This is a genomic window from Rhodococcus sp. IC4_135 (genome assembly GCF_011602025.1).
In the GTDB taxonomy this organism is placed as follows: Bacteria; Actinomycetota; Actinomycetes; order Mycobacteriales; family Mycobacteriaceae; genus Rhodococcus_F; species Rhodococcus_F baikonurensis.
The window spans coordinates 44,166-64,281 of sequence record NZ_JAAOLG010000020.1 but is presented as its reverse complement, the minus strand read 5'-3'; the positions used below and the strand labels follow the sequence as shown (position 1 = coordinate 64,281).

The 20,116-nt window shown below is 60.7% G+C and carries 21 protein-coding genes; 4 read left to right on the top strand and 17 right to left on the bottom strand.

All coding sequences use genetic code 11. The features are described 5' to 3' along the window. Positions 1-32: 32 nt before the first annotated feature. The 5 genes from G8767_RS26415 to G8767_RS26395 are packed head-to-tail and all read right to left on the bottom strand — an operon-like array spanning position 33 to position 4,672. Entirely contained in the window at positions 33-1,067 is a 1,035-nt protein-coding gene (locus G8767_RS26415; protein WP_166812720.1) for a phosphotransferase family protein, read from the bottom strand. Beyond that, entirely contained in the window at positions 1,060-1,842 is a 783-nt protein-coding gene (locus G8767_RS26410) for an SDR family oxidoreductase (protein ID WP_166812718.1), read from the bottom strand. The genes G8767_RS26415 and G8767_RS26410 overlap by 8 nt, the downstream gene beginning before the upstream one ends. Before the next feature lies 1 nt (position 1,843). Further along, on the bottom strand, positions 1,844-3,064 hold the full coding sequence (locus G8767_RS26405) for an acyl-CoA dehydrogenase family protein (RefSeq protein ID WP_019745701.1): 1,221 nt from the start codon (positions 3,062-3,064) through the stop codon (positions 1,844-1,846). Continuing rightward, the gene (locus tag G8767_RS26400) at positions 3,051-3,854 is read right to left on the bottom strand and encodes an enoyl-CoA hydratase-related protein (RefSeq protein ID WP_124568118.1); all 804 of its coding nucleotides are present in this window, start codon (positions 3,852-3,854) and stop codon (positions 3,051-3,053) included. The genes G8767_RS26405 and G8767_RS26400 overlap by 14 nt, the downstream gene beginning before the upstream one ends. Continuing rightward, positions 3,851-4,672 (bottom strand): SDR family oxidoreductase, encoded by an 822-nt coding sequence (locus G8767_RS26395; RefSeq protein WP_166812716.1) that lies wholly within the window; start codon positions 4,670-4,672, stop codon positions 3,851-3,853. Before G8767_RS26395 ends, G8767_RS26400 begins: the two co-directional genes overlap by 4 nt. 158 nt (positions 4,673-4,830) lie before the next feature. Here G8767_RS26395 and G8767_RS26390 point away from each other — a divergent pair, with 158 nt between their 5' ends. Next, a complete protein-coding gene (locus G8767_RS26390; RefSeq protein ID WP_003942878.1) occupies positions 4,831-5,307 on the top strand; it encodes a MaoC family dehydratase in 477 nt (158 codons plus the stop codon). Between the two features lie 65 nt (positions 5,308-5,372). Here G8767_RS26390 and G8767_RS26385 read toward each other — a convergent pair whose 3' ends face one another. Beyond that, positions 5,373-6,086 carry a TetR/AcrR family transcriptional regulator gene (locus G8767_RS26385; RefSeq protein WP_206029810.1) on the bottom strand — a complete coding sequence of 238 codons (714 nt, stop codon included), beginning with the start codon at positions 6,084-6,086 and terminating at the stop codon, positions 5,373-5,375. Between the two features lie 105 nt (positions 6,087-6,191). Between G8767_RS26385 and G8767_RS26380 the strand changes: the two genes are divergently transcribed. Then, positions 6,192-7,694, top strand: coding sequence for an AMP-binding protein (locus G8767_RS26380; RefSeq protein WP_166812714.1), 1,503 nt, complete (start codon positions 6,192-6,194; stop codon positions 7,692-7,694). Between the two features lie 52 nt (positions 7,695-7,746). On the opposite strand, the gene G8767_RS26375 is transcribed toward G8767_RS26380, so the two are convergent. The 6 genes from G8767_RS26375 to G8767_RS26350 form a co-directional block, all read right to left on the bottom strand. Further along, positions 7,747-8,034, bottom strand: coding sequence for a putative quinol monooxygenase (locus G8767_RS26375; protein WP_095972772.1), 288 nt, complete (start codon positions 8,032-8,034; stop codon positions 7,747-7,749). A 75-nt stretch (positions 8,035-8,109) separates the two neighbouring features. Then, entirely contained in the window at positions 8,110-8,742 is a 633-nt protein-coding gene (locus tag G8767_RS26370) for an HAD family phosphatase (protein ID WP_166812712.1), read from the bottom strand. Positions 8,743-8,780: 38 nt separating this feature from the next. Continuing rightward, a complete protein-coding gene (locus G8767_RS26365) occupies positions 8,781-9,455 on the bottom strand; it encodes a TetR/AcrR family transcriptional regulator (RefSeq protein ID WP_095972774.1) in 675 nt (224 codons plus the stop codon). Between the two features lie 68 nt (positions 9,456-9,523). Beyond that, positions 9,524-10,915 (bottom strand): MFS transporter, encoded by a 1,392-nt coding sequence (locus G8767_RS26360; RefSeq protein ID WP_003943131.1) that lies wholly within the window; start codon positions 10,913-10,915, stop codon positions 9,524-9,526. A 250-nt stretch (positions 10,916-11,165) separates the two neighbouring features. Next, on the bottom strand, positions 11,166-12,821 hold the full coding sequence (locus tag G8767_RS26355) for an AMP-binding protein (RefSeq protein WP_166812710.1): 1,656 nt from the start codon (positions 12,819-12,821) through the stop codon (positions 11,166-11,168). Between the two features lie 3 nt (positions 12,822-12,824). Beyond that, on the bottom strand, positions 12,825-13,796 hold the full coding sequence (locus G8767_RS26350; RefSeq protein WP_095972776.1) for a phosphotriesterase: 972 nt from the start codon (positions 13,794-13,796) through the stop codon (positions 12,825-12,827). 159 nt (positions 13,797-13,955) lie between these two features. On the opposite strand from G8767_RS26350, the gene G8767_RS26345 reads away from it, so the two are divergent. Beyond that, positions 13,956-14,516 carry a QsdR family transcriptional regulator gene (locus G8767_RS26345; RefSeq protein WP_166812708.1) on the top strand — a complete coding sequence of 187 codons (561 nt, stop codon included), beginning with the start codon at positions 13,956-13,958 and terminating at the stop codon, positions 14,514-14,516. Between the two features lie 239 nt (positions 14,517-14,755). On the opposite strand, the gene G8767_RS26340 is transcribed toward G8767_RS26345, so the two are convergent. Genes G8767_RS26340 through G8767_RS26330 form a run of 4 tightly spaced genes read right to left on the bottom strand, consistent with a single transcriptional unit; the run spans position 14,756 to position 17,949 of the window. Continuing rightward, positions 14,756-16,015 carry a D-amino acid dehydrogenase gene (locus tag G8767_RS26340; RefSeq protein ID WP_124568113.1) on the bottom strand — a complete coding sequence of 420 codons (1,260 nt, stop codon included), beginning with the start codon at positions 16,013-16,015 and terminating at the stop codon, positions 14,756-14,758. Next, complete coding sequence (locus G8767_RS26335) at positions 16,012-16,407, bottom strand: RidA family protein (RefSeq protein ID WP_095972779.1); 396 nt, start codon at positions 16,405-16,407, stop codon at positions 16,012-16,014. The genes G8767_RS26340 and G8767_RS26335 overlap by 4 nt, the downstream gene beginning before the upstream one ends. Next, a complete protein-coding gene (locus tag G8767_RS36400) occupies positions 16,400-16,528 on the bottom strand; it encodes a hypothetical protein (RefSeq protein ID WP_260395616.1) in 129 nt (42 codons plus the stop codon). Before G8767_RS36400 ends, G8767_RS26335 begins: the two co-directional genes overlap by 8 nt. Continuing rightward, on the bottom strand, positions 16,525-17,949 hold the full coding sequence (locus tag G8767_RS26330) for a sodium:solute symporter family protein (RefSeq protein WP_124568112.1): 1,425 nt from the start codon (positions 17,947-17,949) through the stop codon (positions 16,525-16,527). Before G8767_RS26330 ends, G8767_RS36400 begins: the two co-directional genes overlap by 4 nt. A 158-nt stretch (positions 17,950-18,107) precedes the next feature. Here G8767_RS26330 and G8767_RS26325 point away from each other — a divergent pair, with 158 nt between their 5' ends. Further along, positions 18,108-19,256, top strand: coding sequence for a sugar diacid recognition domain-containing protein (locus G8767_RS26325; RefSeq protein ID WP_095972781.1), 1,149 nt, complete (start codon positions 18,108-18,110; stop codon positions 19,254-19,256). Between the two features lie 115 nt (positions 19,257-19,371). Here the strand turns inward: G8767_RS26325 and G8767_RS26320 are convergent, their stop codons facing one another. Then, the gene (locus tag G8767_RS26320) at positions 19,372-19,908 is read right to left on the bottom strand and encodes a cupin domain-containing protein (protein WP_095972782.1); all 537 of its coding nucleotides are present in this window, start codon (positions 19,906-19,908) and stop codon (positions 19,372-19,374) included. Between the last annotated feature and the right edge of the window lie 208 nt (positions 19,909-20,116).

Sequence of the window (20,116 nt, the reverse complement as noted above, 5' to 3'; positions counted from 1 at the left end):
TTTCGTGATTCGACGGACACCGGACGATCTCGTCAGATCCCGGCCTGATCTGCAATTTCCCTGGCTTTGGCGACCAAGGCGTCAATACGTTCCACGGTGGGAGTTCCGCTCTCGGCGGCATTCTGCGGTTCGTCGCGAGCGCGACGCATCACGCCCTCGGCGATCACGGCAATCTTCCACAGCCCCAAGGTGTGCCAGAACTTCAGCGCAGCCGGATCCCGTCCGGTGGCCTCGAGATAGATCCGGGAGATCTCCTCTCGCGAGGGGAATCCGGGGAGCGCCGACGCCGGAAAATCGCCGCCGGTGTCCTCCCCAGCCGCCGGCCAGTACGCCAACAAGCTTCCGACGTCCGCCAACGGATCACCGAGTGTGCACAGTTCCCAGTCGAGGGCCGCGACAACCTCGCCGTTCTCAGCCGAGGTGATCACATTGCGTAGGTGAAAGTCGCCGTGCACCAACGTGGTTTCAGTGTGATCCGGCTGGGCCGCAATGAGTCGTCGGGTGAGATCGTCCAGATCAGGGCATTCCCGCGTCTTCGACTGTTCCCACTGACCACCCCACCGCTTCAGCTGCCGCGCGGCGTAGGGCTTGTGACTTGCCAAGTCGTCGAGACCTGCCTGCTTCAGATCCACGGCGTGAATCTTCGCGAGCGTCTGAGCCAGCGAGATTCCGATTGCCCTGCGACGCTCTTCCGACAACGCCTCGGCAAGAGGCATCCGGTCGACGACTTCGCCGTCCACGAATTCCATGAGAAGCAGCGGAACTTCGGTGACGGACGGATCCTCGGTCAACCCGAATACTCGCGGCGAAGGCACGTCGGTGGATTCGAGAGCGCTCAGGATTCGAGCCTCACGCGCCACGTCGTGAGCCGAGGCGAGAAGGTGACCGAGCGGTGGGCGTCGTAGAACCCAACGGTTACCGTCCTGATCACGAACCAGGTACGTGAGGTTGGACTGCCCCAAACCGATTCGATCGAAGGACAGCGGCCCGGTGAAGTCGATCCCCAGGCCTGCGATCCACCCGGTAACCGCCTCGGTATCGAGTCCCACCACTTTGACGCTAGCCACCGACGGACGCCCCTTGCCGGAACGGGAGTGCGTCGCCCAACAACTGGCCACCGTCGATGGTCATGATCTCTCCGGTGATCCACTGGGCTGCATCCGAAACCAGGAAGGCGATGGCCGCGGCCACGTCCTCGGGTTCACCGATGCGTCCGAGAGCGGTCGACGCGGACACCGCTTCTTCGTGTTCTTTCCACAGTGCTTCGGCGAGTTTGGTTCTCACCACTCCCGGAGCAACGGCGTTGACACGAATCTTCGGTGACAACTCGAGGGCCAACTGCTTGGTGATGTGGATCAGAGCAGCCTTCGACGCGTTGTACGTACCGATCCCGGCCTCGAACGCCATGCCGCCGATCGAGGCGGTGTTGACCACGGAACCACCGTGCTCGCCCATCCAGGCCCGCGCTGCCAGGCCGGTCCACAGGACTGGAGCCCACACGTTGACGTCGAAGGTCTTGGCGAAGCGCGAGTGATCCTGGTTGATGATCGGCCCGAACGACGGGTTGGTGCCCGCGTTGTTCACCAAGATGTCGAGACTGCCGAAACGCTCGATCGTCTGCTCGACGCACGTTCGTGCAGCATCCTCGTCCGTCGCGTGAGCGCCGACGCCGATCGCGTTGCCGTTCACCTGTGCGGCAGCCGCATCTGCGGATTCCTGTGAGCGCGAAGTCAGTACGACGCTTCCGCCCGCCGCCGCAATCGCCTGCGCGGTCGCGAGGCCGATGCCCCGCGATGCGCCGGTGACGATTGCCGTCTTACCTGTGAGATCCAGTCCTGCCATGTCAGTTCGCCTTGACTTCGCGGTACTTGCGCAGTTCCTGCTTGGCGATGGCGCGCTTGTGCACCTCGTCCGGGCCGTCGGCCAGGCGAAGGGTGCGCATGTGGGCGTAAGCCATCGCGAGCGGGAAGTCATCCGTGACGCCGCCGCCGCCGTGAACCTGGATGGCGCGGTCGATGATCTTGAGCGCGATGTTCGGCGCCGCAACCTTGATGGCTGCGATCTCGGTGCGCGCTTCCTTGTTGCCCACCGTGTCCATCATGTGAGCGGCCTTGAGCGTGAGGAGTCGAACCATCTCGATGTCGATACGAGCCTCGGCGATCCAGTCCTGGATATTCGCGTTGTCACTGACGGGCTTTCCGAAGGTGATGCGGGTGGATGCGCGCTTGCACATCAGTTCCAGTGCGCGCTCGGCCATTCCGATTGCACGCATGCAGTGGTGGATGCGGCCGGGTCCGAGGCGAGCCTGGCTGATCGCGAATCCTTCGCCCTCGCCGGCGAGAATGTCCTTGGCCGGGACGCGCACGTCCTCGAAGGTGATCTCGCCGTGTCCTTCACGGTCCTGGTAGCCGAAGACCGGCAAGTTGCGCAGGATCGTGACGCCGGGAGCATCGATCGGAACGACCATCATCGACTGCTGACGGTGGGTGGCGGCATTGAAGTCGGTCTTGCCCATGACGATCAGAACCTTGCAGTTCTGATGCAAAGCGTTGGAAGCGAACCACTTACGGCCGTTCAGTACGTACTCGTCGCCGTCACGGTCCATACGAAGCTGGATGTTGGTGGCGTCGGAACTGGCAACCTCGGGCTCGGTCATCGCGAAAGCAGAACGGATTTCGCCTTCGAGAAGCGGCTTGAGGTACTTCTCCTTGTGCTCGTCGGTGCCGAAGAGCGTGAGCACCTCCATGTTTCCCGTGTCCGGAGCGGCGCAGTTGGTGGCTTCGGAAGCCAGGTGGCTGCGGCCCATGATCTCCGCGAGCGGTGCGTATTCCAGGTTGGTCAGGCCGGGGCCCCATTCGGGATGCGGGTGAAAGAGGTTCCACAGCCCGCGCGCCTTGGCTTCCTTCTTCAAGTCGTCGATGATCGGCGGCTGGAAGTGCGGGTTACCGGACTCACGCATCTGCTCTTCGTAGACCGCTTCGGCCGGATAAACGTGCTTGTCCATGAAATCGAGCAGTTCGGCCTGGTACTTCTTGGTGCGATCCGAGAACTCAAACACTGACATGTGAACTCCTGACAGAGAGGGAAGGAAAATTGGGGGCTCGATGTTCGAGATGGCTGTTGACGCCTTCGACGACATCCGGGCCGTGAAATGCATTCAGCATCAGCGATTCCGCACGCCTGGCGGAATCGGTGAAGGTCGAGTGCGCGTCGGCACTCATCTGAGACTTGATGACGGAGAGGGACGTCGGCGAGCAGTTGGCCGCGATGTCCTCGGCGTAAGCAATCGCCGCATCCAGAGCGTCACCGCCGGTGACCAGGTGGTCGATCAAACCGATGCGGTACGCCTCGTCGGCATCCACCATCCGGCTGGAAAGCAGCAGATCGACTGCTCGACTGTGACCGACCAATCGGGGCAACATCCAGGAGATGCCGTACTCCGCAATGAGGCCTCGACGCGCGAACGCGGTAGTGAATCGTGCTGCACTCGAACCGAAACGAACGTCGCAGTACAGAGCCTCGACCATTCCGAGGCCTGCGGCGACGCCGTTGACGGCAGCGATCAGCGGCTTGCGGATGGTGGTCGGGAAATCACGATCTCGCGGTCGGACCAGATCACTTTCGGAAACGCCGCCCACGTTCTTCAGATTGCCGAGGTCAGCCCCCGAGCAGAATCCGCGGCCCGAGCCGGTGACTACAATTGCTCGGACACCGGGATCTTCGTCTGCTGCGGCCAAAAGGTCGTAGTACTGATCTTCGAGCTCGTTGGTCCACGCGTTGAGAACGCGGGGCCGATTGAATGTCAGAACCAGCACCGCGCCTCTCTGCTCGGAGAGGACGAGTTCCTCGGTCATCGCGTTCCCGCGAGCAGCGACGCCTGGTACCGACGCATCCCGCGCAGCCAACGGTCGTAGTCGGCGCCCTTCTGCCGGTACATGTCCAGCACGTTCTTGTGCGGAAGGATGAGGAATTCCTCGGCATCTACTGCGGCCAGAACGATTTCGGCGCATTCAGCCGGCTCGAGAACGTTGCCGGCGGCAAGCACGGCTCCGGTTGCGGCCTTGCCGACCGGATCGCCGGAATTCTCGCCTTCGTAGAGAAGCTTGGTGTTGACGCCCATCGGACACAGGCAACTGACGCGAACGCCCTGATCTCCGTAGGTGATCGAGAGCCACTCCGCAAATGCGACCGCGGCATGTTTGGTCACCGAGTACGCGGCCGAGCCGACCTGGCTGAGCAAGCCGGCCGCAGAGGCGGTGCTGATGAAGTAGCCCTCCCCGCGCTCGGTCCAACCGGGGACGAGGAGCCTGGCAGCGCGAATGTGAGCGCGAACGTTGACGTCGATCGTCGTGTCCCAGACGTCCTCGCTGATGTCGAGGCCCATGCCTCCGGTGACGCCGGCATTGGCGAAGTAGAGGTCGACCGGGCCGAATTCCTTCTCCGCCTGCGCGATCAAGCCTGCAATGACCGTCTCGTCGGAGACGTCGCCACCCGCGGACACGGCCGCTCCGGGATGCTCCTCGTTGATCGCCTCGGCTACCGCTGACGCCGCCGCTCCGTCGAGGTCGGCCACTACGACGCGAGCGCCCTCGGCAGCCAGTCGCTCGGCCAGCGCACCGCCGATCCCCCCGCCGCCACCGGTGACAATTGCTACCTTCTGGGCAACCTTCATGAGCGATTCCTCTCGCTTGCGTCATACCTACGCGCTGACAGTGATCCACGTCTCCCCTCATGTATAGTTGAATCCGGCGTCAGTTTCAACCGTCGAATCGTGACGGTCACCCGAACGGCCCGTTCCGTCCTCCTGAACTGCGAGTAAAGGGATCAACGATGACTGAAAACCAATTGCCCGTCCGCCCGTCCACCTTCGCCGAGCTCGAGAAGCTCATCGGCCAGGAACTTGGCCCGACGGAGTGGTACGACATCACCCAGGAGCGCATCAACGCGTTCGCCGAAGCCACAAACGATCATCAGTGGATTCACGTCGACCCGGAACGAGCCGCATCGAGCCCGCTCGGCAGCACCATCGCGCACGGACTCTTCAGCCTCTCGCTGGGCCCCCAGTTCTCCTACCAACTCATCCACTTCGACGGCTTCGCCCACAGCCTCAATTACGGCTACGACAAGGTTCGCTTCCCCGCTCCCGTTCCTGTGGGATCCCGGGTCCGCATGCGCGCAACCGTCGTGTCCGCAGAGCAGTTGCCCGGCGGAATCCAAGTGAAGATGAGCCAGGTGGTCGAGCGCGAAGGTTCCGACAAGCCCGTGGTCGTCGCCGAATCCGTCGCTCGCGTCGTCGAGAAGAGCTGAATCGAGAAGGGCTGAACCTGCATACCCCGGCCGCTCCGAGCCTCCCGGCCCGGGGCGGCCCCTCGTCAGAGACGGTCAGGAAATTTGAGAGCGTTCGCCCACAGATCGGTCACCGTGGCGACAATCTGATCGAACTCCGGCGAACGCCCGTCCACCTCACCCTCACGGAGGGTGAACAGACTGTAGGCGAGTCGACTCACCATGCCGGACAGAGCAATCGACGCCGTCATCGGATCCAGCGTCGTGTCCGCGATGCCGCGGGACTGCAGATCTGCAATCCCGCGGGCATTACGGCGTATGAACGCATTGGCACGTTCGCTGCGGAACTTCCGGAACTCCGGGTCGATGTGAGCGACCTGCTCCATGAGCCCCATCAACTTCGCATTGCGTTGGTACGCGGCCAGATACGCTCGATTGCTCGCCTCCAGCACGGCGTACGGATCGTCCGCGCCCGCAACGCGTCCCATGCCCGGATGCATCATGTCGTCTCGCGCGACCTCGAGGACGGCGGCGAACACCTCTTCCTTGTTCGCGAAGTACGTATAGAACGATCCCGTAGCGCAGCCGGCTTCTTTGGCGATGTCGATCAGACGGGCATCGAGATAGCCACTACGCTCGAAAACCTTACGGGCAGCGGCAACTAATGCCGCACGCGTGCGGGTACCCCGCTCGGTGGTCGGTCGATCACGGAGCAGCGCTGGCGGAGCCACCGGTAAGGCGGCAATTCGCGATTCGTCGTCGAGCACGGTGCGCTCCTCATCCTTCCGAGTCAACATCATTTTCGGGACAATCCCAGCAGACTCGATGTTGACGCCGGATTCAAGTGTACGCTCTGGTGAGACCCAGGACACACAATCGGTCGATTCCTCCCGAAAGGCAGAACCATGGTTAGCGTTCTCGACCCGGTGACCCGTCACGCGGAAGCCACTCCGGACAATATTGCAATTCGCGGCACGGATAATCATTGGACATACCGGCAGCTTCACGACGCATCTCTGGCGTTCGCCGGCCGCATTCGCGACGAAGGGTTGAGCGTCGGCGACCGCGTTCTGCTCGCAGCGCCGTCGGTGCCGGAATTCATCGTGGCGTACATGGGAATTCAGGCCGCAGGTTGTGTCGTGGTACCGATCAACACGATGTCGGCGCAACCCGAAGTCGAGTACGTTCTCGACGACGCGGAGATTTCCCTCGCCATCGCGTGGCATCAACTCGGGTCCGCAGTCCAGGATGCAGGGAGTGCGCGGGGCGTCCGGGTGTGGACGCTCACCGAAGAATCGGCGAAGGCCGATCATGCACCCGCAACTGTGGTCGACCGTGCGGCAGCAGACACCACGGCGATTCTCTACACCTCCGGCACCACCGGACGCCCGAAGGGCGCTCAGCTGACCGTCGGGAATTTGTTGTCCGCCGGTGAGATCGGCGCCGAGAGCAGCCGCGGAAACCCTTCGGACCGAACCGGAACCGGACTGCCGCTCTTCCACATCTTCGGCCAGGGCTCGGTCATGATGGCAACCTTCACCGGCGGCGGATCACTGTCCCTGCTCGCCCGGTTCGACCCCACCGCCATGCTCGATCTGGTGCGCCGGGACAAACTCACCGTCATGGCCGGCGTCCCCACCATGTGGAATGCCATGCTGCACGCCGCCGCCGACGTGGACAGCTCCGACTTCGAGCAACTGCGGATCGCAATCTCCGGTGGCGCATCACTTCCCGGTGAAGTTGCTCGCGCCTTCGAAGCACGGTTCAACTGCACGATCCTCGAGGGCTACGGCCTGACCGAGACGAGCGCATTCGGAACTTTCAACAGCATCGACCGCGTTGCAAAGATCGGATACACCGGCCTCGCCGTACCGCGCACCGAGGTCGAGGTGCGTGATCACGACGGAAATGTCTGCGAGGCAGGCACAGTGGGCGAAGTATTCATCAAAGGACCGACGGTCATGAAGGGCTACTGGAAGCGCCCTGACGACACGGCCGCCGTTCTTTCCGACGACGGATGGTTCCGCACCGGAGACCTCGGCGAGACCGACGCCGACGGTGACCTTCGCATCGTCGACCGAGTCAAGGACCTCATCATCCGTGGTGGATACAACGTCTATCCAGGCGAGGTCGAAGAGGTGCTCTACCAGCATCCCGACATCATCGAGGCCGCGGTGATCGGCATACCCGACGACTACTACGGCGAGGAGGTCGCGGCAGTGGTGGCCGTGCGCCCAGGCTCCGACCTCGAGGCAGACGCCGTCACCTCGTGGGCTCGGGAACGTCTGTCCGCCTACAAGATTCCGCGGGTGGTCCAGTTCATCGACGCCCTCCCGAAGGGTTCGACGGGGAAGATCCTCAAGCGATCGATCGACCGCACCGAACTCCTCGCCCAGAAGCAGAACTGAAAAAACAGGTGAGCCCCGGCGAGATTTCGCCGGGGCTCACCTGTCCATTCGCTCAGAGAGCGTCGAAGTACTCGATCTGCGGGGCGCCGGCGAGGAACGGCGCCATCGCCTTTCCTGCAGCCTGGAAATGCTCGGACGTTCCGTGTGCCTTGATGGCAGCGCCGTCCTGGTACAACTCCATGAACTTGTAGGAATTCGTATCCGTCTTCGAGCGGATCAGTTGATACAGAATTGTTCCGGGCTCTTCTGTGCGCACCTTCTCGGCGAGTTCGGCGATTACGGCTTCGAACTGCTCGCCGCTTCCGTCCTTGACGGTGATATCCGCGATGACAGCAATCATTCATTCCTCCAAAAGTGTTCCGGCAATATCCGAGTGTTCCAGCAGTGTCCACGTGTTACCGAGAAACCTACAGTTTCACCGCGTGGGCAGTAGTCCGAACGTCGATTCCAATTGTCTGCGAGTGCTTTCCGCATCAGTGTGAAGAATGCCGGCGATCCCCACCCGCGCCGCACCGTCGAGGTTCTGTTGCAGATCGTCGATCATCACGGCGTCGTCGGGCGCGACGCCCAGTCGCTCACACGCAATGGTGTAGATCTGACGAGAAGGCTTGCGAATCCCGACTTCCGACGAGATCACCACCTCATCGGCCAACTCCTCGAGGACAAATCCCGCATAACAATCACGCCCGAAAGCATTCGACACGAGCGCAACAGGGTGTCCCGCTGCCCGAACATCTGCGAGCAGACGCACCATCTCCTCGTCTCGAATCAGCCCGGCCTGCATCCGGTCCACCAATCCGGCGCTGTCGACGACGGCGCCGTGTGCTCGTAGCCGTTCCCCGAATCCGACCTCGAAGGCCTCCTGGTCGATCTTTCCGGATTCGTGATCGGAGAGCAGCTTCTTCGAGACGTCGTCGCGGGAAAGCAGGGTCAACGGAAGTCGTGGGTCGCCGCCGAGCGAGGCCCCGAAGTCTTCGAAGGCCTGCAGAACACTGGAGGTGAGGACTCCACCGAAATCGACGAGCACTGCCGTACGCGTGGGTGTCATTGCTCCATCAGACACCAGACATGAACCCGGCGTCAACATCAATTTTGTTGCAGCGAGAATTGCAAAGTGTTGATCCACAACCGGTTGACCGTATCGAGCAGACCGTCGAAGGTCACTCCGGCCGCGCCGTCCTCGCCGCCGCGGGATACGAAGTACCCGAACGCAAGTCGACTGATCATCCCGGAGAGCGCCCGAGACGTCAGGAGCGGATCGAGATTCGCGTCCGCCAGACCCGCTTTCTGCAGCTTCTCGATACTGCGCGCGTTGCGTCGAACAAACGCGTCAGCGCGCTCGAGGCGCAGAACCCGGAACTCCGGATCGATGCTTGCGACCTGCTCGAGCAGTCCCATCAGCTTCGCGTTCCGTCGGTACGCCTCGAGGTACGCGCGGTTGCTCGCCGCGATGACGTCAGCGGGATCCGCGCCTTTCGGAGTGTGCGGCATTCCCGGATGCATCATGTCTTCTCGCGCCAGCTCCATCACAGCCGCGAAGATCTCTTCCTTGCTCGCGAAGTAGGTGTAGAAGGTGCCGGCCGAGCACTGGGCCTCCACCGTGATGTCGATCAGACGCGAGTCCAGATAACCGGTCCGCTCGAAGACGGTGCGAGCCGCATCGATCAACGATCGACGCGTACGCAAACCACGCTGAGTGGAGGGAAGTTCCCGTGACACTGTCGACGAAGCATCTTCGGAGCCTGTGCGTGCTGCAGCCATGCTCCAGTTATACGTCAGACGCCCGCCACCGGTGACCGGTAGCGGGCGTCTGTTCGAAACCGAAGGTACTACTTGGCGTAGAGATGCGCGCCGGGAATGGCGTTCGGATCGTCCCGAACTTCCTTCGGGTTGGTCTCTTTCAGTACCCAGGCGCTGAAGAAGGTCACCAAACCCATGAGTGCTACGAACACGGCAACCCACGTCGTGGTTCCGGTCTTCGCGATAAGCGCGGTCATGATGAACGGGGTTCCACCACTGACCGTGATCGCGGCCAACTGGTAGGCCAACGATGCTGCCGAGTAACGCACGTTGGGTGCAAACAGCTCACCCATGTATGCCGCGATCGGCCCGTAGGTCATCGACTGGAACACACTGCCGACCGTGACTGCGATGAAGAACAGCGGCAGGGACTTGGTGTTGATCAACCAGAAATACGGGAATGCCCACACCACGATCGCCGCGGCGCCGATCAGGATCATCGGACGACGACCGATCTTGTCCGACATCTTCCCGGACCACAGCACCACGCCGACTGTCAGCAACGCACTCAGGAGCGAGATGATGAGCAGTGAGTTCCGCTTCAACCCCAGTTCGGTTGTGCCGTAGCTGAGTACACCGGCGATACTGATGTAGAACAGCGCATTGGTGGCGGCCAGAAGTCCGCAACCGAGCAGAATCTTGCGCCAGTGATCCTTGAGCGCCTGAGCCAGTGGAGCCTGAACGACGACATCCTTCTGATTCTTCTTTGCATCTTCCTGCAGCTCGAGGAACTCCGGCGTGTCCTCGACCTTCGTCTGGATGTACAGAACCACCGGGAAGAGCAGCGCGCTGGCGAAGAACGGAACCCGCCAACCCCAGCTCAGGAATGCTTCGTTGGAAATGGTCGCGGTCGCGACGAGGAAGACCAAGTTGCCCAGCACTACACCGAACGACACACCCATCTGACCGAAAGTGCCTGAGAATCCACGCTTCTTGGGACTCGCGGATTCAGTGAGGAGAAGGACGATTCCGCCCCACTGGCCACCGCAGGCGAGGCCCTGGATGAATCGCAGTGTCACCAGAAGAATCGGAGCGACGACGCCGATTGCCGAAGCACTCGGAATCGCGCCGATCAGGAACGTCGCGACAGCCATCAGCAACAGGCAGGTGACGACGGCGGGCTTGCGTCCGTACTTGTCGCCGAAGTGTCCGGCGACCAAACCACCGATGGGACGGGCCACGAAGCCGGCCCAGAACGTACTGAACGAGAGCAGTGTGCCCATCAGTGCGGATGAGTCGGGGAAGAACACATGCGGAAAGACCAGTGCCGCAGCCGTTCCGTACAAGAAGAAGTCGTACCACTCGATGGAACTGCCGAGCAGTCCCGCGCCGAGAAGTTTGCGGTGCGCCTTCTTCTTCTTCCGTTCCTGATCGGACAGGCCCCCTGCCTGCGTGCTCGAATCCACTGCCGATCTCGTCATGGGTTACTCCTCGATGGGTCGGACGCTCGTCGCGCCGGGAGCTGAGAAGTGAAACCGGGCCAGAAGTAGAAACTGACACCAACTTCAACTCTGCGGCGTTGCGATCAGTCTGCGATACAAAAAGAGTGATGTCAATCACTGAAATACATTGCCGCATAAGGGACTAAATCCCCTATCGATGCTCGCCGATCACCACGACGAATGGCCGGCTCACCCAGTCGGCGGCCGGCAATTCGTTTGTCAGGTGGATCTAGCTCGGTACCCGCAGTTCGCGACGGAGAATCTTTCCGCTCACGGTCTTGGGCAGGTCGTTCATGATCTCGACGATGCGCGGATACTTGTATGCTGCAAGTCTTTCCTTGCAGAACTCGACCAGATCCTCGGTGGTCGCTTCGGATCCTTCCTTGAACGACACGAAGGCCTTCACGGTTTCACCGCGGTACGGATCCATGACACCGACGACGGCGGCTTCCCGCACGGCAGGGTGTTCGTAGAGAACATCTTCCACTTCGCGCGGCCACACCTTGAAGCCCGAGGCATTGATCTGATCCTTCATCCGGTCGACGACGTAAAACCAACCGTCACTGTCCATGAATCCGATGTCGCCGGTGTGAAAACGACCGCCTGGCATGGCATGTGCAGTTTCCTCCGGCTTGTTCCAGTAACCGAGCGCGACCTGCGGACCGGAGACCACGATCTCGCCGTACTCGCCGATCGATACCGGCTTGTCGTTCTCGTCCACTATCTCGGCGTACGTGTTCGATACCGGAACACCGACGGCAACGGCGCCCGACGACGGATCCACCGGCGCTTCACGCGAATTCGGTACCACGATTGCCGGGCTGTTCGTCTCGGTCAGCCCGTAGCCGTTGTGAATGTAGTGACCGAACTTCGCCCGGAACGCTTCCAACGCTGCGTGCGGGATCGGCGCGCCACCTGAATACACCGACTCGAGACTGCTCAGCGATTCCTTCGAGACTGCCGCGCTGTCCGTCCACGCGATGAATACGGTGATCGCACCGATGATCGCGGTGGCCCGATGTTCCGAAATCGATTCCGCTGCAACAATGGGGTGGAATCGGCAGGTCAGAATCGTGGGCGCGCCGGCCAGGAGTGGAGCCGCGACGTGCCCGATCAACCCGGTGATATGGAACAGTGGCGCCACCGCGAACATCGCGCCGCCGGGGCGCAACCCCAACCAGTCCCGATAGATCTGTGCTGCGAACACGACATTTGCGTGTGTGTTCATCGACCCCTTCGGCGGGCCGGTTGTCCCTGACGTATAGGGAAGGTAGGCAAGGTCTTCCGGGGACAGATCGACCTTCTCGGGCTTCTGCCCTCGATGAGCCTCGATCAATTCCAGTAGATCCGGAAATCCATCATGACGAATCCTGGACGCCGAACCGAAGATTCGTTCATCGTCGCGCGACTGGAAATCCAGTTCCGACGTGGTGACGACCCGTCTCACTGCGGTGCCCTCGGACGCAGTCGCCACGGTCTCGGCCGAGGACTCGAGACAGATGACTGCTACCGCGCCGCTGTCGGCGAATACGGTGGCCAGCTCACGGTCCCGGTACATCGGATTGACCGGAACCACGACGGCGCCGCGCTTCCAGACCGCGACCGTCGCGATCACGAACTGCGGAACATTCTGCAGGACAAAGGAAACTCTGTCACCGAAACCGATTCCGTCCTCGGCGAGGGCTACGGCAAGCGCGTCCGACATCTCGTCGAGCTCGGCAAAGCTGACGGTCGTGTCGAAGTACCTGATGATCGGGGCGTCGCGATCGCGATCCAGCGACGCACGGAACATCGTCAGGGCATCGGCATGCTCGATGTCCACGTTCGGCGGAGTGTCAGCGTCGTAGTTGGCGAGCCAAGGCTTGCTCTCGTACACGTTGGTCATAGCTCAGCTCTCGAAGTACCGACGTGGGTTGTCCACCAGCATGGTGTTGATCTGATCCTCGGTGACGCCACGTTCGAGCAGCGTGGGGATGACCTGATCGCTGATGTGGGTGAAGTTCCAGTTCGGTACCGCGGCAGCCTTGGCTTCACTCGAGAACCAGTCGATGAAGCATGAGGCATCATGTGCCAGAACCATTTTCTCGGCATAGCCGCGGCGCGCCAGTTCCACGACGGTGTTCACCCGCTCCTCGAACGGGAGCAGAACATCGAGACCGAAACGGTCCATCCCGAGTAGCGAGCCTGCATCGGCCAGCTCACACAGGTAGTCCAGGTCGGTGGAATCACCCGAGTGCCCGATGACCACCTTGGTCAGATCCGCACCCTCCTCGGCCAGAACCTTCTGCGCAACGAGGCCCGATTCCGTGTGCGGGTTGGTGTGGACCGTGATCGGTACACCGGTTTCGACCTGTGCCTGACCGACAGCTCGCATCACCCGCTCGACGCCGGGAGTCAGACCAGGTTCTTCGATGGCGCACTTGAGGAACGACGCGCGGATGTCGGTGCCGGCAATGCCGTCCTTGATGTCCTTCACGAACAGATCGACCATCGGCTCGCGAACGTCGAACAGCAAACCTGGTCCGGTGTAATGGAATTGGAACGGGATGTCGTTGTAGGTGTAGACGCCGGTCGCGACGATGATGTTGAGGTCGACCTGCTCGTTGATCCGGGCGATACGCGGGATGTAGCGACCGAGTCCGATCACCGTGGGATCGACGATCGTGCTGATCCCTCGTGATTTCAGTTCGGACAGCTTGGTCACTGCATCGGCTACGCGAGCCTCCTCGTCCCAAGGCTCCGGGTAGTCGGGATAGTTCTGACGCATCTCCTCACCCAGAACGAAGACATGCTCGTGCATCAACACCTTTCCCAGATCGGCTGTGTCCACCGGCCCACGAACGGTTTGTACTGAACTCATCGATCGAACCCCTGACTGTGATCGCCATCACTAACATGAGACAATGAGCTAGTGTGTCTCACGTCGCTTGGTTCGTCAATAGGCTCGGATCCACCCGAGGCCCACCTCTGTTCGACCGCCGAAATTGTGCAGTACCGGACAACCGGAGAGAATGTCCCGATGCCTACCGACCTCGAACGCCGACGCGCGATCGACACCGCCGCGAGCATGTACCTCGCGGAGGAACCACTCGACATGTCACTGCTCGCCGAACGTCTCGGAGTAGGCCGCGCGACGCTCTACCGCTGGGTCGGCAACCGCGACGAACTGCTCGGAACAGTGCTGGCCGAGGCCACCGAACGGACATACCGGAAGGCGATGTCGCAGGCGTCGGGGCAAGGTCCGGAGTACATCCTCGACGTCTTCGGTCGCGTCATGCAATCGGTGGAATCGTCGACCGAACTGCGAGCGCTGACCAAACGCGAACCGATGGTGTTCATCAAACTCGCGATGATGCCCGGCTCCATCGAATCGATCTCCGCCTCCATCACCGCCGAAATCCTGCAATCCCAGGTCGACGCCGGCCAACTGACGATCACGCTTTCGCCGCAAGTGCTGGGCGAAGCTCTCGTTCGCATCTGCGACGTACACCTCTACGCCCCTCTACTCGGGCGGGAAAAGGCGGAGATCGAGACGGCCCTCGACCTGATCGCACTGCTTCTCGGCGTCACCCGTAACTAACAGGAAAACACGGGCACATCAGCAAGCGTTACCGCATTCGACGTCGAACCCACCAACCGTATGCTCGCATCCCGCACTCGACGCCAACGTGATTGCGGATGGCTGTAAATGGGTCGAACGAATCAATCTCGTGTCGGCTTTCGACGGGGCGAAGTCCTCCGATCCATCGTCACGATGTGAGTGCCCGCCGCCCTGTTCGCTCCACGAAGCCAACAGGGCGGCGGTAGTCACCACTCGAATCAGTGCCGCCTCGACTGAATAGGCGAATACGGTGATGGATCCAGATCCGGATCGAGCCCGTCCACGATGTCGCACAACATCTGTGCGGAACCGCAAGCCATCGTCCAACCCACGTGGCCGTGCCCTGTATTGAAGTAGAGGTTGTCCAGTCTGCCTCGGCCGATCAACGGAGGCCCATCCGGAGTCATCGGACGAAGGCCCGTTCGATACTCGGCCGTGTCCCAATCGAGGGCATCTGGGAACAATTCGTTGCCGGCTGCGATGATCCCCTTGAAGTCCTTCGGCGACTGACTCCGGTCGTATCCTACAAACTCCGCGGTTGCTGACATTCTCACCTTGTCCCCGAATCGCGACCAAGCGACCAGAGTTCTTTCGTCAATGCCCCCGACGGTTGGTGCACGTTCGGCATTTTTCACTCGCGCGGTGAGGGTGTACCCCTTCGCCGGGTATACGGGCAGACGAAATCCGCTGTTTCGCGCTAGAAGTGGACTCGATGCACCCGCAGCCAGCACATATCCGTCCGCGCGGACACGACGAGCGCCCACGACGAGCGAGTCGACAGACGCGCCGTCGGTTTCGACTCGATCGACAGCCTCACCGAGGTGAAAGGTCACACCCAAGCGTTCGCAGGATGCTGCCAAACCCAGCGAAAAGCGATGTGGATCACCAGTTCCATCCGAGCGGTCGTGAATCGCTCCTGCGAACTCGGCTCGGCTGGAAGCGAGAGCTGGTTCCACAAGCGGAATCTCGGAGCTACTCAACACTTCCTGAACTCGTCCGTGATCTGCCAGAAGCCTGGAGTTCCCGACCGCCTTTCCAAGCTCTTTCTCGTCGCGATACAGATAGAGGACACCACCGTCAGTTTTCCAATACTGAAGTTCCTCTCGAACGGCGATCTGTTCCATGAGTTGCTGGCTGTACTTCGCGAGCGCGAGCTTGGAGAGCGTATTCGAACGAGACCGCGACGGAGTACATTCACGCAGGAAACGCGTGCCCCACCGCAACAACGGGATGTCCACTCGGGGAACAACTCGGATCGATGTTTGTGCGCCTGCCATAGATCGAACGAGCATAAGCGGGGCGGATGGCGACGCCCATGCATACGAGTGCCCCGGTGCAATCAAACCTGCTGTGCTGGAGGATGTATCGGATGCCACCCCACTCCGTCGATCATAGACGTGCACTTCATGTCCGCGCTGCGCCAGCGAGTAGGCTGACGCGACCCCGACCACCCCCGCGCCGATAATTGCGATCTTCATCGGATACCACCACTTCCGCGAACCGCGGTGGCCGAAATCTCGACCAGCAGTCGCGAATCCAACAACTGCGCGACAACAGTGGCACGCGCCGGCCTGATGTCGGCAAACCAGTGGGACCACTCTCGATTGAAGTCGTCCGCGTAGGCTGCGTCTGCCAGATAGACCGTTGCCTGCACTACGTCTGCAAGCACTGAACCGACCCCGACCAGAACGTCCGCCAACCGCGAAATACATTGCGCTGTCTGCGCGGTCACATCGCCTTCGTGAACGACGGCGCCGTCGTCGTCGAACGACACCTGGCCGGAAACATACACGAGTTCGCCGGCCGCAACTGCAGACGGATAGACCGACGACAAAGTCGTAATTCCGGCAACATCGAAAGTCTCACGCATTGTCGTTCTCCTCGTCATGCAGAACCTCTTGAACATAGAACTTCCAGCCGAGGAATCCCACCCAGAGAGTCACCACGATGACTGCCACCGGGACACCATAGAGAAGCAGTTCGAGAATCATGCCGGATCTCCTTGCAGGACAGGTGCTACCGGATGTGGACGGCGTGGATACTTGGTATTGGTCGACACCGCGACAACAACAAATACGAGCAGGTTGGCAATGACGCCAGGGATCAGCCCGTCCAAGCCGAAGGGTGATTCGAGCACCCACTGCCACATTGCGGTGACAACAGCGCCGGCTCCGATCGCCGAAAGCGCAGCGGGTGTCGATCGGACTCCGAAGAGAACCGCACCGAACAGTGGGACGATCACTGTGGGAGCCCACAGTGTGTAGCTGTAGAGCAAGGCATCCACGATGGATGGGACGCTGAGTGCGAAGATCGTGGCTCCTGCCCCGACGACGACGCTGGTAATACGCTCGACGGTCAATCGTTTCTTGGCAGGTAGTTCGGATTCGGTCAACGGCTGATAGATATCTTTGGTCAGCACTACTGCCGTCGAATTGAGATATGAACTAGCCGTGGACATCACAACCGCCAGCAGCGCTGCAACGACCAATCCGAGCACACCAACGGGCATCAAGTTCATGACCACGGTGGGCAGCGCCTGATCCGACTCGATATCGGGATACAGCACCATGGCGATCAATCCGATGGACGCCGCAGTGAAGAAGAAAAAGAAGGAAAAGAAGCCGGCCAGCGCGTAGCCCTTTCTTGCGTGACGGGAATCCGGAGTCGAGAAGGTTCGTTGCGCGTACGGGGGTACGAGGGTCTCCCCCAACAGGAGCGCAGCAAACAAGGTGAGGAACTGAACTGGGGTGTAGTCACCCATGAAAGTGAGATGATCGCTCGGCACCAACTCGACGAGGGCAGATGGGCCACCGACAGCGTCAAGACCGATCAGGAGCGCTACTGGGAGCAGCACACCGAGGAAGACGAACTGCAACATGTCCGTCTGAATGACCGCCCACGCGCCACCGAAAGACGAATACAGCACCACGACGCCCATACCGATGATCACGGATGGAACGACCGGCACGTCCAAGGTCGCATTGACCACCGTACCGATCGCCAATGCCTGAGCACCGAGGATGCCTGCGCACAGGACGACCGAAAGGACTCCGGTGACCAAGCGTGCGGGCTTGCCGTAGTGCGTTTCCATGACGTCGCCGAGGGTGTGGGCGCCGATGTAGTTTTTGAGTTTCGGTGCAACGAAGTAGCCGACCAGCACGGTCTGAACGCCGAAGGCACAGAAGGCGAACATGTAGACGTACCCGTCGCGCATAGCAGCGCCTGCCATGCCGAGCGAAGCGCCGCCGCCCAGAAAGGCGGCAGCGAGGCTTCCGAAGAAGACGGGCCAGACGATCCGGTTACCGGCAACTGCAAAATCGTCTGGTGATTTGACTCGACGCATCGTCTGCACTCCGATGAGGACAAGCAGCCCGAAATACACGCCGAGGAGGATCCAATCGAGGATGGCCATGTGAACTCCTAGTTGAGGATTGGCCAATCTTATGAACGGGATATGACGCAAGTCACTGGCAATCAGCCCTAAGATCGCCGTCGAATTGCACAGTTTTTCAGGCACATTGCACAGACGATTCTCTTCCGAGTAGATCAGGCTCGAGAGAGACTCAAGACATGTTAAGCAACGCTCTCGCCCAGCAGATCGCAAACGACATCACCGACGTGATCGGTCACAACGTCCTGATCACGGACGGAGCGGGGGTCGTTCTCGGCAGCGGTGATCAACAACGCGTTGGTCAGTTCCACGAAGCGTCAGTCGAAGTGATTCGCAACCGAAAGCCGATTACACACACTGCTGAGGATGTTCGTGATCTCGTGGGCAGTCTCCCTGGGGTCACAATCCCCCTGGTGATCGACGGCGATGTCGTCGGAACTGTCGGCCTCTCTGGTTCACCAGACAAGGTTGAGCAATTCGGGTTGGTCGTCAAGCGCCAGACAGAGATCCTCATGCAAGAAGCAGAACGAATCGGATCACGCCGAACGCGGGAACGGTCAATCGAGGAGTTGCTGCGTGACATCGTCGAATGGCACCGCTCGACGCTTGGTGTCCAACCAGTCGAACGTCGCGCGCAAATGTTGGGGTTCGACCTCCAGCGGCCACGCGCCGTAATTCTCGTCAGCTACATCCCGTCCGAAATCGACTCGCTACCTTCGAATGTCGGACCGGACAAGGTGGTGAACGTGTTGGCCTCCACCTTCAGTTCACCTGCTGACATGATCGCTCCGCTGGCTCGATCGATGATTGCTGTCTCCACGGAAGTCGAGGCCGAATCAACTACACGGGATTCGACAGTCATCTCCAGATGCCGCACTTTCACAGCCGACTCCAGAACGAGGGCATGGAATATCAGAATCGGCCTGGGATCGCGGGCCTCTGGTGTCGAAGGGCTCAACTGTTCCGCCCGCGATGCATATGACGCCATTCAACTGGGCACCCATCTCGACCCCAGAGGCCAGTTGTACGACATCGAGAATTTTCGTGTACACCAGGCACTTTCAGTGATACCGGATGACAGTAGGCAGCGTCTCACTCAGGCAGTTCTCGGCAAGTTGCCCAAACAATCGGACTGGCCCGCGCTGCGGGACACGATGATCGCGTGGGGCGATTCCGGTTTCAACTCGAGCACGGCGGCCGCAAGTCTGCACATTCACCGGAACACACTGAACTATCGACTCGACAAAATCGCTCGCGCGGTGGGGCGCCCTCTCAGCGAATCAGGAACGGCAATTTCCCTCTACCTGGCATGTTTGATGAGAAGATGAGTGCCGAATCCTCAGCTACCGTGACCGTCAGCGGGTTCGCCGAGTCTGTGATTGTCTCCCGCACCCAGCAGGCACACTGAACAACACCCGACCGCGGAACCCGCCTGCAACAAACTCAGGGAGTGGGTGGGCTTGCCGACAAGACGAACTCCACCAACGCGTCCGAGTTGTTGGCGTACATGTGAGGTTGATTCGAATCGAGTGTGATCGCTTCGCCGCTGAGCACCTCATACGTTCCGACACCAACAGTGACGGTAAGTGTGCCCGTGAGGACGTAGGCACATTCGACTGCCGGATGTGACCACGGCTCATCGCTGGAACGTTCTCCTGGCTTCAGCTTGGCCTTCAGCATTTCGAGCTGCCCGTTGCCTGATGTCAGACGTTCGTACTGGATGCGACCGGCCGGCGTACTTATTCTGGATCGCTGCCCCGGCTTGCTGATGTGCACCAGACCCGCCACGGGGTCTTCGAACAACGCGGAAATCGACTGGCCGAATACCGGGGCCAGGGCACGGAGAGTCTTCAGGCTCGGCTCGGTGACCCCACGCTCCACTTGACTGAGCAGCGTTGGAGACAACCCCGTCTCGGCAGCCAAGCCGCGCAGAGTCATGCCGTGCTCGGTTCTGAGTTCCCGCAGCTTCCCGCCAATCACCTCCGCACCCTATCCCAGCGGATCGGTAAAGATTTCTTGTGCATTTTTACTGCACATCTTGACGATTCGGTCACAGCGTGACTACCCTCCATTTTGCAGCCGTCACGCTCACAAAATCAGCGCATACTCAGGCAAAAAGAGTTCGCTGACTCAAATTTCTCGCCATAGTGTCGAATAATTTTGTGCGGCCACACTGCCGAAGAACTCC